Genomic DNA, 16,283 nt, shown 5'->3' with positions numbered 1-16,283 from the left:
TTTGTTATAACAAGTATCATGCAGCTAGAATTTAACAAAAAAACACAGGAATTAACAATTAAAGATGAAGTACCAATGCATTCATGGTTAATAATCTCTTTGATGTTAATTAATGGAATTAATATGGGAGTTCAGTTGTATTTAATGAGTTACAAAAACAATGAAACTCTTTTTGTTTTTATGTTTTTACTTGCAGTAGTTTCAGTAGTAGTAATATTTTATTACATGGTAAAAAGATCATGGAAATCTAAATATCATCTTAATGAAATTGAAGGAATAGAAACAAGAAAAGTTTATGGGAAAGAACGAATTTTTCTAAAATTACGTAACGGAAAAAGACGTAGTTTTCCAGTGTTAAAAAATGAAAAAGAATTAAGTGATTTTAAGAAAACACTAATCTCAATGGGAATTAAACTAGTTTAATATGAAGAAAATAATCTTAAGCCTTTTATTGTTACCGGTTATTTCTTGTGCTACAGTAAATAGTACAACTAACAAAACCATAACAAAACCAAAAGTACACAAACAGTCTAACAGAGGGTATTGGCAACAACATGTTGATTATACTATGGATATTGATATGAATGTTAAAACATATCAATACAAAGGAACACAAAAATTAGTGTACACAAACAACTCACCTGATGTATTAAATAAAGTATTTTATCACTTATATTTCAATGCATTTCAACCAAACTCTCAAATGGATGTTCGTTCAAGAAACATTAAAGATCCAGACAGAAGAGTAGGAGATCGTATTAGTAAGCTATCACCATCAGAAATAGGGTACATTAAAGTTAATTCATTAAAACAAGATGGGTCGATAGTAAAACACGAGACTGTTGGAACGATTTTAGAAGTAACGTTAAATAAATCAATTCAACCAGGAGAAAGTGTAACGTTTGATATGATTTTTGATGCACAAGTACCAAAACAAATCCGTCGTTCTGGGCGTAATAGTGCAGAAGGAGTTGCTTTGTCAATGACACAATGGTATCCTAAAATGGCAGAATACGATTTTGAAGGTTGGCATACACCACCATACTTAGGAAGAGAATTTCACGGAGTTTGGGGTAATTTTGATGTAACACTTCATATTGATAAAAACTATGTAGTTGGGGGAACTGGATATGTGCAGAATCCGCAAGAAGTAGGTCATGGTTATGAAGACAAAACGAAACCATTAAATGTACCTTCAGGAGATAAATTAACTTGGAAGTTTACAGCACCAAATGTGCATGATTTTACTTGGGGAGCTGATCCAGAGTTTATTCACGATACGTATAAAATGGATAACGGAATCGACTTACATTTCCTATACAAGAAAACATTAGATGCGGATTATTTAGAGAACTGGAAAAAACTACAACCTAAAACAGCTGAGTTAATGAACTACTTCAGTAAGCATATAGGTCAGTATCCATATAAGCAATACTCAGTTATTCAAGGAGGAGATGGAGGTATGGAGTATGCAATGTGTACATTAATTACAGGACAACGTAAATGGGGAAGCTTATTTGGTGTAACAGCACACGAATTAGCACATACTTGGTTCCAGTTCTTGTTAGCGACCAATGAAAGTAAACATCCTTGGATGGATGAAGGGTTTACAACCTATATTTCAAACAAAGCAGAAAATGAAATCTTAGGAGAAGGAAAAGAAAATCCGCATGCAGGTTCTTATCGAGGGTATAATTACGTAGTAGGCAATAATATTGAAGAACCTTTAACAACGCATGCTGATAGGTATAATACAAATACAGCGTATGGAGTTGCAAGTTATTCTAAAGGAAACATTTTCTTATCTCAGTTGGAATATGTTATTGGAAAAGAAAATGTAGCAAAAACGTTGAAGAAGTATTTTGAAGATTTTTCTTTTAAACATCCAACCCCAAATGATATCAAACGTACTGCTGAAAAAGTTTCAGGACTTCAGTTAGATTGGTATTTAAATGAATGGACGCAAACAACACATACTATTGATTACGGAATTAAAGCAGTAAACGGAAAAGAAATCACATTAGAGCGTATTGGTCAAATGCCAATGCCAATTGATGTTGAGGTTACGTATACAGATGGTTCAAAAGAATCATTCAATATCCCGTTACGTATGATGCGTGGAGAAAAACCAACTGATGCAACAGTTATTACCGATTGGACTTTTGCACATCCAACCTATACTTTTACAGTCAAAAAAGATGTAAAATCAGTTGAAATTGATCCATCTAAATTAATGGCAGATGTAAATCAAGCAAACAATTCGTACAGTAAGTAAAACTTAGTGATAATAAATACTTAAAACGGAAAATCTATATAGGTTTTCCGTTTTTTATTATAAAAAATCTAATCCATAATTTTCTTTGTGTAATTATCTCATAGATTCTATGTAATTTTGTTGCTTAAACCTTTTAAGTAGCTCTTAATTAATTATGTTTTAAAAGAGAATTACATAAGGTTATAAATAGAACACGTACATAATTTATAAAGATGTCAGAAGAAAAGAAATCATTGAATTTTTTAGAGCAAATTGTTGAAGAAGATTTGGCAAATGGAATGCCAAAAGAAAATTTGCGTTTTCGTTTTCCACCAGAACCAAACGGATATTTACATATAGGACATACAAAAGCTATAGGTATTAGTTTTGGTTTAGGAGAAAAATACAATGCTCCAGTAAATCTTCGTTTTGATGATACAAACCCAGCAAAAGAAGAGCAAGAATATGTAGATGCTATTAAACGTGATGTAGCTTGGTTAGGATATCAATGGGAAAAAGAATGTTATTCTTCTGATTATTTCCAACAACTATATGATTGGGCAGTCCAATTGATTAAAGACGGAAAAGCATATGTAGATAATCAATCTTCCGAAGCTATGGCTGAGCAAAAAGGAACGCCAACGCAACCAGGAGTCGCAGGTCCGAATAGAGACAAAAGTGTTGAAGAAAACTTAGATTTATTTACACGTATGAAAAATGGTGAGTTTGAAGAAGGATCTCATGTGTTACGTGCTAAAATAGATATGGCTTCACCAAATATGTTAATGCGTGATCCTATCATGTACCGTATTTTAAAGAAAGAACACCACCGTACAGGAAGCGATTGGGTAATTTATCCAATGTACGACTGGACTCATGGAGAAAGTGATTATATAGAACAAATATCGCACTCATTATGTTCATTAGAGTTTAAGCCTCATCGTGAACTTTACAATTGGTTTAGAGATAATGTGTATGAGTACAGCCAATCAGAATACCCATTACCACCAAAACAACGAGAGTTCTCACGTTTAAACTTAAGCTATACGGTAATGAGTAAGCGTAAGTTGATGAAATTGGTCGAAGAAGGAATTGTTTCAGGATGGGATGATCCACGTATGCCTACTATTTCAGGGTTACGTCGTCGTGGTTATACACCTGCTTCTATCCGTAGTTTTGTGGAAACAGTAGGGGTTTCTAAACGTGAAAATGTGATTGATGTGGCGTTGTTAGAGTTTAAAATCCGTGAAGATTTAAATAAAACAGCAAATCGTGTAATGGCGGTTTTAGATCCAGTAAAAGTGGTAATTGATAATTACCCTGAAGATCAAGAAGAGATTTTAATTGCTGAAAACAACCCAGAAGATGAAAACTCAGGAACAAGAGAAGTTCCATTTTCAAGAGAAATTTATATAGAGCGTGAAGACTTTAGAGAAGAAGCAAACAAAAAATTCTTCCGTTTAAAATTAGGAAAAGAAGTTCGTTTAAAGAATGCTTATTTTATCACAGCTAATAGTGTAGAAAAAGACGAAAACGGAAACATTACTGTAATTCACTGTACGTACGATCCATTAACAAAATCAGGAAGCGGTACAGAAGAAAGTAAACGTAAGGTAAAAGGGACATTGCATTGGGTGTCGGTAAAACATGCTGTAAAAGCTGAGGTAAGAGCGTATGACAGACTGTTTTCAGATGAGGCACCAGACAGTCATAAAGACAAAGACTTCATGGAATTCTTAAACCCTAGTTCTTTAGAAAAAATTACAGCTTATGTTGAACCAAGCTTACAAACAGCACAAATTGGAGACCGTTTTCAGTTTCAACGTTTAGGATACTTTAATGTAGATGACGATTCGACATCTGAAAGTTTAGTATTCAATAAAATTGTTGGGTTACGAGATAACTGGGCAAAAAAGAACAAATAGTACCTAAAGACATAAAAACAAATAAAAAATGCTGCTTTTTAACTTAAAAGCAGCATTTTTTTTAACAAAAAAATCAATTTTCACTTTTCATTAGAATATGTATCTTTACAGATTAAGTATAGTTGTTATAAAGTAAATTTTATGCAGCTGAAAATCAAATAATAAAAATGTTTTTTGATACTGTAAATATCACAGGTTTAAAAAATATTTCAAAAAAATATACTATCGTATGAGTTGTAGCAGTTGCTCAACTAACAAAAGCGGTGTGCCAAATGGCTGTAAGAGTAACGGAAATTGTGCAACAGGCACATGTGGAAGTGGAAATAAACTCGCTGTTTTTGATTGGTTATCAAATATGACTTTACCTTCAGGTGAAGCACCATTTAATATTTTTGAAGTCCGTTTTAAAAATGGACGAAAACACTTTTATAAAAATCCTGAAAACTTAACTCTTTCAATGGGAGATGTGGTTGCGGTTGAAGGATCTTCAGGGCACGATGTTGGTATTGTTTCTTTAGCAGGAGAGCTTGTAAGAGTTCAAATGAAAAAAAGAAAAATTACTGCAGATAGTGATGAAGTAAAGAAAGTTTACAGAAAAGCCTCTCAAAAAGACATTGATGTTTGGCAAGAAGCCAGAGGAAGAGAGCTAGAAACACAACGAAAGGGAAGAGAAATTATTAGCCGTTTAGGGTTGAAAATGAAACTTTCTGATGTTGAATATCAAGGAGACGGAACTAAAGCTACTTTTTACTATACAGCAGATGAACGTGTAGACTTTCGTCAGTTAATTCGCGATCTAGCAAGTGCTTTCTCTATTCGTGTAGAAATGCGTCAAGTAGGAATGCGTCAAGAAGCTGCTCGTTTAGGAGGAATAGGTTCTTGTGGTAGAGAACTATGTTGTTCTACTTGGTTAACTGATTTTAGAAAGGTAAATACCGCAGCAGCTCGTTATCAACAGTTATCACTAAACCCACTAAAATTAGCAGGACAATGTGGTAAGCTAAAGTGTTGTTTAAACTACGAATTAGATACGTATTTAGATGCACTACAAAGCTTCCCTAAACAAGATAAAGTACTAAAAACAGAAAAAGGAGATGCTGTTTTCGTTAAAATGGACATCTTCAAAAAGTTACTTTGGTATACCTACAAAGAAGAAAGCTTTAAGTGGTATAAACTATCGTTAGACCAAGTTCAAGAAATTATAGAATTAAACAAAAATAATGAACTTGCGTTACCGTTAGAAGAATATGAATTAGAGATAACCGAAGAAGTTTCAGTTGACTTTGAAAATGTTGTTGGCCAAGATAGTTTAACGCGTTTTGATACGCCTAAAAAAGGACGTAAAAATACTAGACGCAGAAAAAGAAAGCCAACAGGTAAAAAGGAAGAAAATAAACAACCTCCTGCAAATAAAAGACAAAGGAAAAAGCCACAAGGAAAACCAACCAAAACTGAAGGAGGGCAAAAAACGGAAAAAAAGAGAGTTGATAATAGGAAACCAAGACCTAAAAACAACCCAAAGACTAGAAAGCCTAAACCAGAAAATAAAACAACTGATAAAGCACAAGGGCAACAAAAGAAACCAAGACCCCCTAGAAAAAAAAATAACAATCAACGTAAAAAAAACAATAGCGATAATAAAAATAACACCAATAATGAAAAGTAAAATTGGCATCTTTTTTTTAGTAGCTATGCTATTAGCTTCATGTGACTCAAATAGTGAATTTGATAACTATGTTACACTTCCAAAAAGTGCATGGAATAAAAAAAACACAATACAATTTACATTTCCAATTAACGATTCCATTGGTAAGAAAAACCTTTTTATAAACCTTAGAAATAATAAGGATTATGCGTACAGTAATCTTTTTTTAATTACACAAATGGATTTTCCTGATGGACAAATAATCATAGATACTCTGGAATATGATATGGCTGATGTTACAGGAAAGTTTTTAGGGCAGGGTTTTACTGATATTAAAGAAAACAAACTTTTTTATAAAGAAAACATAACGTTTCCCCGCAAAGGAGAATATACCTTTAAAGTTCGACAAGCTATGCGAAAAAATGGAGAAATAGAAGGGATTGAAGAACTAGAAGGAATAACTCATGTAGGGTTTAGAATTGAAAAAATAAAGTAATGACAGAGAAAAAAACAACAAATTTTAGCAAGTACATTAAATGGTTTTGGGGAATCATTTTAGGAGGTTTTTTATTTATTAGCCTGCTATTTTTACTAGCTTCTTGGGGAGTGTTTGGGGTATTGCCAACTTTTGAAGAGTTAGAAAACCCAGAAAATAATTTAGCTACAGAAATTATTTCATCAGACGGTAAAACTTTAGGAAAATACGCTGTTGAAAATAGAACACCAATAAAATATAAAGATATTCCAGAAAGTATGGTAAAAGCGTTAGTTGCAACAGAAGATGAGCGCTTTTATGAACACTCAGGAATAGACTTTAGAGGAACAGCAAGAGCTATTTTAAAACCAGGAAGTGGAGGTGCGAGTACAATAACCCAACAGCTAGCAAAAATGCTGTTTACGAAAAAAGCATCTCGAAACATTTTTAAAAGAGTACTTCAAAAAGTAAAAGAATGGGTAGTAGCTGTAAAGCTAGAACGTCAATATACCAAAGAAGAAATCATAACCATGTATTTAAATAAATACGATTTCTTAAATCAAGCGGTAGGAGTACGTTCGGCAGCTAGAATTTATTTTGGAAAAGAACCAAAAGAATTAGATGTAGAAGAATCTGCAATGCTAGTAGGAATGCTTAAAAACTCTTCTCTTTTTAACCCGTTAAGAAGGAAAGAGATGGTAAAACAACGAAGAAATGTTGTTTTAAAACAAATGACCAGAAATGAGTTTATTACTCAGCAACAAAAGGACTCATTACAAAAACTAGGTTTAGGACTTAATATAAATAGAGAAGGGCATAGTGATGGTTTAGCAACATACTTTAGAGAGCATTTGAGAAGTATTTTAAAAGAGTGGGTAAAAGAACATCCAAAGCCAAACGGAGAAGAGTATAATATTTATAGAGATGGATTAAAAATTTATACAACAATAGATTCTCGTATGCAAAAGTATGCTGAAGAAGCAGTATATGAGCACATAGCAAACCTTCAAACATATTTTGATAAGGAACAAAAAAGAAATAAAAATGCTCCTTTCTATGATATAAACAAAAAGGAAATAGAGAAAATTATAAGAAGAGCAAAACAAAATTCAGATCGTTATAAGCGAATGAAAGCAGCAGGGAAATCTGAAAAAGAGATAGATAAGGTCTTTAATACAGCTACCGATATGCGTATTTTTACATGGAAAGGTGAACGTGATACGGTAATGACCCCTTATGACTCAATACGTCATTATAAATATTTCTTACGTTCAGGTTTGGTATCTATTGAACCTCAAACAGGTCATATTAAAGCTTGGGTTGGAGGAATAAACCATAGGTATTTTAAATATGATGCAGTAGAACAACAAAAGCGTCAAGTAGGTTCTACATTTAAGCCTTTCGTATACGCTACGGCAATTAACCAGTTAAAAATGTCACCTTGTGATAAATTGCCAAATACTCCTTACACTATTCCTAAAGAAAAATACGGAATGCCAGAGGATTGGACACCTAAAAATGCAGGAGGAAAATATGGAGGTGAATTAACGTTAAAAGAAGCTTTAGCAAAATCAATAAATGTAATTACAGCACAATTAATTGATAAAGTCTCACCTATAAATGTAGTTAGACTTGCAGAATCTTCAGGAATAACATCTAAATTAGAGGCAAATCCGTCTATTGCATTAGGAGCAATTGACTTATCTTTATTAGAAATGGTAAGTGCATATTCAACCTTTGCCAATAAAGGGTTACGTGTAAGTCCGCTAATGATTACACGAATAGAAGATAAAAATGGAACTGTTTTAGAAGAGTTTGTACCAGAAACTAAAGAGGTATTAAGTGAAGAATCTGCTTATGTAATTTTAGATTTAATGCAAGGGGTGACAAGATTAGGTTCAGGAGCACGTTTACGATCAACTTGGACATCAGGAGGAGATGCAGTAACAGGTTTTCCTTATAAATTTACTAACCCTATTGCAGGTAAAACAGGTACAACACAAAATCAATCTGACGGTTGGTTTATGGGCATTGTTCCTAATTTAGCAACGGGTGTTTGGACAGGAGGAGAAGACAGGGCTACACACTTTGCAGGACTAAGATATGGACAAGGTGCGACTATGTCATTACCAACATGGGCTATTTTTATGAGAAAGTGTTATGAAGATAAAACATTAGATATTAGTCAAGAAAGTTTTGAAAAACCTAAAGATATAAGTATAAATTTAGACTGTTCAAAAGTAGAAGAACCAAAAGAAGGAGAGGAAGAAGAAAGAGCGCCAGACGATACAGATTTTTAGTATATTATAAGATGTTTAATCACTTAGTAAGCAAAGCTTAAAAACAACAACTATAATGATAAATAAAAAAGTAAATAACGTACAAGAAGCATTGCAAGGTGTACAAGATGGAATGACCTTTATGTTAGGAGGATTCGGTTTATGTGGAATACCTGAAAATGCTATTGCTGAGTTAGTAAAAATAGGAGTAAAAGAAGTTACTTGTATTTCTAATAACGCAGGAGTTGATGATTTTGGCTTAGGGTTGTTATTACAAAATCGTCAAATAAAGAAAATGATTTCTTCTTATGTAGGAGAAAATGATGAATTTGAACGTCAAATGTTATCTGGAGAATTAGAGGTAGAGTTAACACCACAAGGAACTTTAGCAGAAAAATGTAGAGCAGCACAAGCAGGTTTTCCAGCATTTTATACGCCAGCAGGTTATGGAACAGAGGTAGCTGAAGGAAAAGAAACTCGCGAGTTTGACGGAAAAATGTATGTGTTAGAACCAGCATTTAAAGCAGACTTTGCTTTTGTAAAAGCATGGAAAGGAGATGCTGCTGGAAACTTAATTTTTAAAGGAACTTCAAGAAACTTTAACCCAAATATGTGTGGAGCAGCTACAATAACAGTTGCTGAAGTTGAGGAGTTAGTCCCAGTAGGAGAACTAGATCCAAATCAAATTCATATTCCAGGAATTTTTGTACAACGCATTTTCCAAGGAGAAAAGTATGAGAAGAGAATTGAACAAAGAACTGTAAGACAAAGAAGCTAGTTATGTTAGATAAAAACGGAATAGCGAAGAGAATCGCAAAAGAAGTAAAAAACGGATATTATGTAAATCTTGGTATTGGAATACCAACATTAGTAGCCAACTTTGTTCGTGATGATATTGAAGTAGAATTTCAATCAGAAAATGGAGTGTTAGGTATGGGACCTTTTCCTTTTGAAGGAGAAGAAGATGCTGATATTATCAATGCAGGAAAACAAACTATAACAACTATGCCAGGAGCTAGTTTTTTTGATTCTGCTACTAGCTTTTCAATGATTCGTGGAAAACATGTTCACTTAACTATTTTAGGAGCTATGGAAGTAGCTGAAAATGGAGATATAGCAAACTGGAAAATACCAGGAAAAATGGTAAAAGGTATGGGAGGAGCGATGGATTTAGTAGCATCTGCCGATAACATTATTGTAGCAATGATGCATACCAACAAAAGGGGAGAATCAAAGCTACTTAAAAAATGTTCATTACCATTAACAGGTGTAGGTTGTGTAACAAAAATTGTAACAAACCTAGCGGTATTAGAAATTAAAGACAATAAATTTCACTTATTAGAAAGAGCTCCAGGAGTATCTGTAGAAGAAATTCAAGCAGCTACAGAAGGAACTTTAGTAGTCGAAGGAGACATTCCAGAAATGGATATTTAACAAAATTATAGGATTAAAAAAAGACGTAAAGCACTATGCTTTACGTTTTTGTATTTTAAAAAGTAGATGAAAATAATCTCATACAACGTAAACGGAATTAGAGCAGCATTAAAAAAAGGATTTATCGATTGGTTACAAGCAGCAAATCCTGATGTAATATGTATTCAAGAAACCAAAGCACATAAAGAACAATTAGATGTAACAGAGTTTGAAAACGCAGGCTATCCACATCATTTTTGGTTTTCAGCAGAAAAAAAAGGGTATTCATCAGTTGCAATTTTCTGTAAAGAAGAACCAAAACATGTAGAGTACGGAACAGGAATTGAATCAATGGATTTTGAAGGAAGAAATCTTCGTGTAGATTTCGATGAGGTTTCAGTAATGAGTATGTATTTGCCTTCAGGAACTAATAGTGCTCGATTAGACTATAAATTCAACTACATGGATGAAATTCTAGACTACGCTACAGAGTTAAGAAAAGAAATTCCTAACTTAGTTATTTGTGGAGATTATAACATTTGTCATGAAGAAATAGATATCCACAACCCAAAAATGAAAGGTGTATCTGGTTTTTTACCAGAAGAACGAGAGTGGTTAGGAAAATTTATTAATAGTGGATTTATTGATAGTTTCCGTCACTTACATCCAGAAAAGCAAGAATATTCTTGGTGGAGCTACCGAGCAAATGCAAGAGCAAATAACAAAGGTTGGCGTATTGATTACAACATGGTAACCGAAACATTAAAAGATAAAATTTCAAGAGCGTATATTTTACCAGAAGCAAAACATTCAGATCATTGCCCAATTGCTGTTGAATTAGATTTATAAAACCAACATGAAGAAATTACTAACACTACTCCTTTTTACAACTTCTATTTTTGCGCAACAACCTGTTGATAGCTTATTCGTAGCTAAAGACAGTGTTAATGTTGTAGTAAATGATTCTATAAACCCAACACAAAACCAAGAGTTATTTTCTACGGAAGATTTAAAGATGATTGATAGCTTATTAATTGAAGAAAAGTTTAACTCATCGTTGTTTGACAGTATTCAATACGTAATTAATGATAAAGACATTTTAGGTAATACAACCACAATTCTTACGACCGACTTATTAAAGAAAAGGCTACAAGATTTAAATGTAAAAACACCATTTCATTTAGAATATAATCCTGCGTTAGAAAAAGTAATTAACAGTTATTTAAAGTATCGTAAAAAATACTATCCAGCCTTAATGGCTCGTGCTCAATATTATTTCCCAATGTTTGAGCAATACCTAGATCAATATGATATTCCGTTAGAAATGAAATATTTGGCTATTGTAGAGTCAGCGTTAAGACCAGACGCACGATCTTGGGTAGGAGCTACTGGCTTATGGCAGTTTATGTATGGAACAGGAGTTCAGTTTGATTTGAAAGTGAATTCATATGTAGATGAACGTCAGGATCCTGTAAAATCAACAAAAGCAGCCTGTCAATACTTAAGTCAATTATATAAAATTTTTGGAGATTGGGATTTAGCCTTAGCTGCATATAACTCTGGACCTGGAAATGTATCAAAAGCGATAAAGCGTTCAGGAGGGTATAAGAACTATTGGAATATTCGTCCATTTTTACCTCGTGAAACAGCAGGTTATGTACCAGCATTTTACGCAACGATGTATATTTTTGAATACGCAGAAAAACATCACATTTACCCTGAAGCACCAAAAATTTTCAACTTTGAAACAGATACGGTTCGTGTAAAAAGAACTATTAGTTTTGATCAGATTTCAGAAAAAACAGGAATTGATTCTGATTTATTAGCTTTTTTGAATCCGTCGTACAAACTAGACATTATTCCGTATGTAAAAGAAAAAAATTATGCAGTTCGATTACCTCGAAGAAACTTAATGGACTTCTTAGAAAAGGAAAAAGAAATTTATGCCTTAGCAAATGAAGATGATGCTAAAAGAGAGAAACCATTACCAAAGTACTTTGAAATGGATAAACGCATTCGTTACAGGGTTCGAAGTGGAGATTATTTAGGTAAAATAGCTAATAAATTCGGGGTGCGAGTAAGTGATATTAAACGTTGGAATGGTTTACGAACACATCACTTAAAAATAGGTCAAAGATTAAGTGTTTATCCTAAAAGAATGGCTGTTCCAAAAAAGGTTTCAAAGAAAAAATATAAAACACCAACAGGCAAGCATGAGGTGTATGTTGTTAAAGAAGGAGATTCATTATGGACCATTTCAAAAAAGTATCCATCAGTTTCTGTTGAAGAAATTAAAAAATGGAACAATATTTGGAGTGTTAAAAGTTTGAAACCAGGAATGAAACTTAAAATTTTTAAAAGTTAAAAAACAACTACTAAACACCACAAACTATGAATAAACTAATAGCATTATTTGCCCTAATTTTTATAACAGTTTCGTGTAAAAATAATGGAGGAAAAAGCGACTATGTTTTACCAACATCAAATGGAAACACCAATAAAATATTGGTAGTGATTAAAGGAAATGATTGGGAAGGTAAAATTGGTGACGAAATCCGTTCTGTTTTTGGAGAACACCAAGTAGGTTTACCACAACCAGAAACACTACTTTCTGTAGGTCAAATAGACCCTGTTGGGTTTAATGGATTTATGAGGCATGCAAAAGCCGTTTTAATTCTTAGAGAAGGAGAGAAAGAAAAAATTGAAGTAGAAAAAAACAAGTATGCTGAACCTCAAATATTAGTTTACGCAACAGCCAAAAGCAAAGGGGATTTGGTAGATTTAATTCGAAATAGAGGAAAAGAAATAATTAAGTTATTTAAAGATGAAGATGTAAGGTTTACTCAAAGAATCTTTAAAAAAGAAAAACTGGATGAAAGTAAGTTTCAAACAATTAAAAATTTAGGGATTACATTAACCATTCCTGAAAGATTTAAACTAGTTGAAGATACAGGAGACTTTTTATGGTTACGCCAACACTTAAAAAGTGGAATTGCTAGAGGAGATGGAACGAACAATATTTTAGTATATAGTTATCCATTAGAAGATGAAAGTAAAGTGGCCGATAATATTACAAGAATGAGAGATACAATCGGTAAAAAATATATTCCAGGAAGTAAAGAAGGGATGCACATGATTACCGAACAAGCGTATACACCATTTACTTTTGATGCAGAGATTGATGGAAAAAAGGCCTTTGAAACAAGAGGTAAATGGGAAGTGAAAAATGATTTCATGGCAGGACCATTTATCAATTATACAGTAATTGATAAGGAAAACAAACGTGTTATTGTGTTTGAAGGATTTACTTACGCACCATCAGTAAATAAAAGAGATTTTATCTTTGAGTTAGAAGCGATAGCAAAATCGTTAAAAATTAAATAAGAAGAATATTACTTCATAAGAAACAAGTAAAAGCATTAAACGTAAGTTTGGTGCTTTTTTTGTTATATTTGATTGACAACCAAAACTTTATAATCTTATGAAATTTAATTTTTTAATTACAGCAATTGCTGCCTTAGTACCTATGGTAATGGGTTTTATTTGGTACGGACCTATGTTGTTTAAAAACGCTTGGATGAAAGAGGTAGGTTTTACCGATGAATCTATGAAAGGCTCAAATATGGGGCTCATTTTTGGTTTAGCTTATGTGTTTAGTTTTTTGTTAGCTTTTATCTTACAAACATTAGTAATCCATCAATGGGGAGTGCAATCAACCTTAATGGGAGAACCGGGTTTTGTAGAACAAACAGGGGGAGCATATGCCTACTTTCAGGAGTTTATAGCCAACTTTGGAGACCGATTTAGAACATTTAAACATGGGGCGTTACATGGAACTATGATAGGTTTACTAATTGGTTTACCTATTTTAGCTACACAAGCATTATTTGAAAGAAAAAGTGTTAAGTATGTAGCTATTAATGCTGGTTATTGGATTATTACATTAGCCTTAATGGGAGGAGTAATTTGTCAATGGGCATAACTGATTTATTTAAAAAAGATAAATTTAAAAGCATCAATTTTTAAATTGGTGCTTTTTTTATGTAACAAAAAACTGTAGAAAAAGACAAATAAGATAATCAACCAAATACAAAACCAAATGATTGCACATTTTTTAAAGTTAGAGTGGAAGCAGTTTTTTCGCTCCTCTTATTTCGGAAAAAGTATTGCACTAAAAATTATCATGGGCTTTTTTGCATTGTATATGCTAGTTTCATTTTTAATGATAGGAATAGGAGGGTATTTTTTCATAAAAAAAGAATATCCAAATACAGATCCACTATTTCTTGTTAATGGTCTTCTTGTTTTTTTACTACTGGGAGATTTAATTTTTCGCTATTTAATGCAAAAATTACCAGTACTAAACATTAAGCCGTTTCTAAACTTACCAGTAAAAAAAGAAAAGTTAGTTCATTTTGTGTTGGGAAAATCAGCATTGTCATTTTTCAATATAATGCCACTGTTTTTTTACGTGCCTTTTTCAATAGTACTAATAGGTGAAGGTTATGATATTATGGGAGTTTTAGGATGGTTGTTTTTAATGTTAATGCTGGTGTTAAGTGCTAACTATGTAAATTTTCTAATCAACAAAAATAATTATGCACTAGGAGCAATGATTGCTGTACTAGCGATATTGTTTTTTGCAAATAAATACCAGCTATTTAATGTAAACGATGTATTTGCACCTGTTTTTCAATCAGTATATAATTTTCCTGCATTATCTTTAATAGGAGTGGTTCTATTGATAGGTTTATATTATGTAAACTTTAAATTATTAAGAGAAAAAGCATATTTAGATGATGCTATAAAAAGTAAAGAAGAAGTAGCTAAAGAGTCAAATTTATCTTTTGTTGATAGACTAGGAGATGTAGCACCATTTATAAAAAATGATATCCGTCAAATCTGGAGGAATAAACGAACTAAAACAGTGTTTTTTATGTCGTTTTTATTTCTTTTTTATGGAGCTATTTTCTTTGGAGAAGAAACTTATCGAGAAAAAATGCCAGCTTTCTTAGTATTTGCAGCAATTTTTGTAACAGGAGGTTTTACATTAAACTATGGTCAGTTCATCCCAGCATGGGATAGTGAGTATTATAAAATGCTTATGAGTCAAAACATTCGTTATAGAAAGTTTTTAGAAAGTAAGTGGTATTTAATGGTTGTAGTATCAGGAGTGTTATATCTTTTAAGTATTCCTTATATTTATTTCTACGGATTAGATATTTTTTTAATGATAACCGCTGGGGCAATATTTAATATAGGGTTTAATTCACTCTTTTTGTTATTTGCAGGTTCTTTTAACCGAAAACGTATAGACCTAAATAAAAGTGGGTTTTCAAACTATCAAGGAACCAGTGCAACACAATTTTTAATAATAATTCCAATAATGGGAATTCCTATGTTCCTATTCTGGATTTTCAACAAGTTTGTTAGCTTTAATGCTGGAGTTTTAGCAATTGCTATTGCAGGAGTACTAGCATTAGCGTTCAAAAATTACTTTATGAATTTTATAGAAAAAAGATACATTAAAAGTAAGTACGCAGTAATACATGCATTCAGCCAAAAATCATAACCAACTAAAAAACTAAACAAAATGATATTTATAAATAATATTTCAAAAACATACGGAACTACACAAGTCTTAAATCTAGAAGAATTAAAAATTCCTAGCGGACAATCTTTTGGGTTAGTAGGAAATAATGGAGCAGGAAAAACGACGCTATTTAATCTGCTGTTAGATTTAATTAGACCAACTACAGGAGAAATTATAAATAATGAAGTTACTGTAAATAAAAGTGAAAATTGGAAGACGTTTACAGGGTCGTTTATAGATGAAACTTTTTTAATAGGGTACTTAACACCTGAAGAATATTTTGATTTTGTTGGAGACTTACGTGGAATGAATAAAGCTGATGTAAAAGCTTTCTTAGCTCAATTTGATGAGTTTTTTAATGATGAAATTTTAGGAAAGAAAAAGTATTTACGAAGTTTAAGTAAAGGAAACCAGAAAAAGGTAGGTATTGTTGCTGCAATGATGGGGAATCCGCAAGTGATAATTTTAGACGAACCTTTCGCTAATTTAGACCCTACAACACAAATTCGATTAAAAAAAATAATTAAAAGGCTAACAGAAAATAATGATGTAACCGTATTAGTTTCTAGTCACGATTTAAGTCATGTAACTGAGGTTTGCGAACGTATTGTAGTTTTAGATAAAGGAAATGTTGTAAAGGACATAAATACATCGCAAGAAACCCTACAAGAATTAGAAAGCTATTTTTCTGCATAAAAC

General features: G+C 32.4%; 14 protein-coding genes. All 14 read left to right on the top strand.

Features of this window, described 5'->3' with window-relative positions; translation table 11 throughout:
* Window positions 1-18: 18 nt before the first annotated feature.
* Window positions 19-423: a hypothetical protein gene (locus LCI24_RS01140; protein ID WP_274638770.1), complete on the top strand. Its 405-nt coding sequence runs from the start codon at window positions 19-21 to the stop codon at window positions 421-423.
* A gap of 1 nt (window position 424) precedes the next feature.
* Window positions 425-2,275: a M1 family metallopeptidase gene (locus LCI24_RS01135; protein ID WP_274638769.1), complete on the top strand. Its 1,851-nt coding sequence runs from the start codon at window positions 425-427 to the stop codon at window positions 2,273-2,275.
* A 212-nt stretch (window positions 2,276-2,487) separates the two neighbouring features.
* Window positions 2,488-4,179, top strand: coding sequence for a glutamine--tRNA ligase/YqeY domain fusion protein (locus LCI24_RS01130; RefSeq protein WP_274638768.1), 1,692 nt, complete (start codon window positions 2,488-2,490; stop codon window positions 4,177-4,179).
* 229 nt (window positions 4,180-4,408) lie between these two features.
* Window positions 4,409-5,845: a PSP1 domain-containing protein gene (locus tag LCI24_RS01125; RefSeq protein ID WP_274638767.1), complete on the top strand. Its 1,437-nt coding sequence runs from the start codon at window positions 4,409-4,411 to the stop codon at window positions 5,843-5,845.
* Window positions 5,835-6,320, top strand: a complete 486-nt coding sequence (locus LCI24_RS01120; protein WP_274638766.1) for a gliding motility lipoprotein GldH — start codon at window positions 5,835-5,837, stop codon at window positions 6,318-6,320. The genes LCI24_RS01125 and LCI24_RS01120 overlap by 11 nt, the downstream gene beginning before the upstream one ends.
* A complete protein-coding gene (locus tag LCI24_RS01115) occupies window positions 6,320-8,599 on the top strand; it encodes a penicillin-binding protein 1A (protein ID WP_274638765.1) in 2,280 nt (759 codons plus the stop codon). The genes LCI24_RS01120 and LCI24_RS01115 overlap by 1 nt, the downstream gene beginning before the upstream one ends.
* Window positions 8,600-8,654: 55 nt before the next feature.
* The gene (locus LCI24_RS01110; RefSeq protein WP_274638764.1) at window positions 8,655-9,356 is read left to right on the top strand and encodes a CoA transferase subunit A; all 702 of its coding nucleotides are present in this window, start codon (window positions 8,655-8,657) and stop codon (window positions 9,354-9,356) included.
* Window positions 9,357-9,358: 2 nt separating this feature from the next.
* On the top strand, window positions 9,359-10,012 hold the full coding sequence (locus LCI24_RS01105; protein ID WP_125066419.1) for a 3-oxoacid CoA-transferase subunit B: 654 nt from the start codon (window positions 9,359-9,361) through the stop codon (window positions 10,010-10,012).
* Window positions 10,013-10,078: 66 nt separating this feature from the next.
* Entirely contained in the window at window positions 10,079-10,840 is a 762-nt protein-coding gene (locus LCI24_RS01100; protein ID WP_274638763.1) for an exodeoxyribonuclease III, read from the top strand.
* A gap of 7 nt (window positions 10,841-10,847) precedes the next feature.
* Window positions 10,848-12,356 (top strand): lytic transglycosylase domain-containing protein, encoded by a 1,509-nt coding sequence (locus LCI24_RS01095; RefSeq protein WP_274638762.1) that lies wholly within the window; start codon window positions 10,848-10,850, stop codon window positions 12,354-12,356.
* 26 nt (window positions 12,357-12,382) lie between these two features.
* Window positions 12,383-13,375, top strand: coding sequence for a DUF4837 family protein (locus tag LCI24_RS01090; protein ID WP_274638761.1), 993 nt, complete (start codon window positions 12,383-12,385; stop codon window positions 13,373-13,375).
* A gap of 97 nt (window positions 13,376-13,472) precedes the next feature.
* Window positions 13,473-13,973: a DUF1761 domain-containing protein gene (locus LCI24_RS01085; RefSeq protein WP_273694097.1), complete on the top strand. Its 501-nt coding sequence runs from the start codon at window positions 13,473-13,475 to the stop codon at window positions 13,971-13,973.
* 117 nt (window positions 13,974-14,090) lie between these two features.
* Entirely contained in the window at window positions 14,091-15,563 is a 1,473-nt protein-coding gene (locus LCI24_RS01080) for a DUF5687 family protein (RefSeq protein ID WP_274638760.1), read from the top strand.
* A gap of 21 nt (window positions 15,564-15,584) precedes the next feature.
* On the top strand, window positions 15,585-16,280 hold the full coding sequence (locus LCI24_RS01075; protein ID WP_274638759.1) for an ABC transporter ATP-binding protein: 696 nt from the start codon (window positions 15,585-15,587) through the stop codon (window positions 16,278-16,280).
* Window positions 16,281-16,283 lie beyond the last annotated feature (3 nt).

Origin of the sequence: Tenacibaculum larymnensis, assembly GCF_028829235.1 — a bacterium.
In the GTDB taxonomy this organism is placed as follows: domain Bacteria; phylum Bacteroidota; class Bacteroidia; order Flavobacteriales; family Flavobacteriaceae; genus Polaribacter; species Polaribacter larymnensis.
This window is presented reverse-complemented; position numbering and strand designations above follow the sequence as displayed.

Bases quoted from the DNA above. Each gene is read 5' to 3' on its own strand.
- LCI24_RS01130 (WP_274638768.1), top strand. From the start codon at position 2,488: ATGTCAGAAGAAAAGAAATCATTGAATTTTTTAGAGCAAATTGTTGAA.
- LCI24_RS01090 (WP_274638761.1), top strand. From the start codon at position 12,383: ATGAATAAACTAATAGCATTATTTGCCCTAATTTTTATAACAGTTTCG.
- LCI24_RS01080 (WP_274638760.1), top strand. From the start codon at position 14,091: ATGATTGCACATTTTTTAAAGTTAGAGTGGAAGCAGTTTTTTCGCTCC.
- LCI24_RS01135 (WP_274638769.1), top strand. From the start codon at position 425: ATGAAGAAAATAATCTTAAGCCTTTTATTGTTACCGGTTATTTCTTGT.
- LCI24_RS01115 (WP_274638765.1), top strand. From the start codon at position 6,320: ATGACAGAGAAAAAAACAACAAATTTTAGCAAGTACATTAAATGGTTT.
- LCI24_RS01085 (WP_273694097.1), top strand. From the start codon at position 13,473: ATGAAATTTAATTTTTTAATTACAGCAATTGCTGCCTTAGTACCTATG.
- LCI24_RS01105 (WP_125066419.1), top strand. From the start codon at position 9,359: ATGTTAGATAAAAACGGAATAGCGAAGAGAATCGCAAAAGAAGTAAAA.
- LCI24_RS01095 (WP_274638762.1), top strand. From the start codon at position 10,848: ATGAAGAAATTACTAACACTACTCCTTTTTACAACTTCTATTTTTGCG.
- LCI24_RS01100 (WP_274638763.1), top strand. From the start codon at position 10,079: ATGAAAATAATCTCATACAACGTAAACGGAATTAGAGCAGCATTAAAA.
- LCI24_RS01075 (WP_274638759.1), top strand. From the start codon at position 15,585: ATGATATTTATAAATAATATTTCAAAAACATACGGAACTACACAAGTC.
- LCI24_RS01125 (WP_274638767.1), top strand. From the start codon at position 4,409: ATGAGTTGTAGCAGTTGCTCAACTAACAAAAGCGGTGTGCCAAATGGC.
- LCI24_RS01120 (WP_274638766.1), top strand. From the start codon at position 5,835: ATGAAAAGTAAAATTGGCATCTTTTTTTTAGTAGCTATGCTATTAGCT.
- LCI24_RS01140 (WP_274638770.1), top strand. From the start codon at position 19: ATGCAGCTAGAATTTAACAAAAAAACACAGGAATTAACAATTAAAGAT.
- LCI24_RS01110 (WP_274638764.1), top strand. From the start codon at position 8,655: ATGATAAATAAAAAAGTAAATAACGTACAAGAAGCATTGCAAGGTGTA.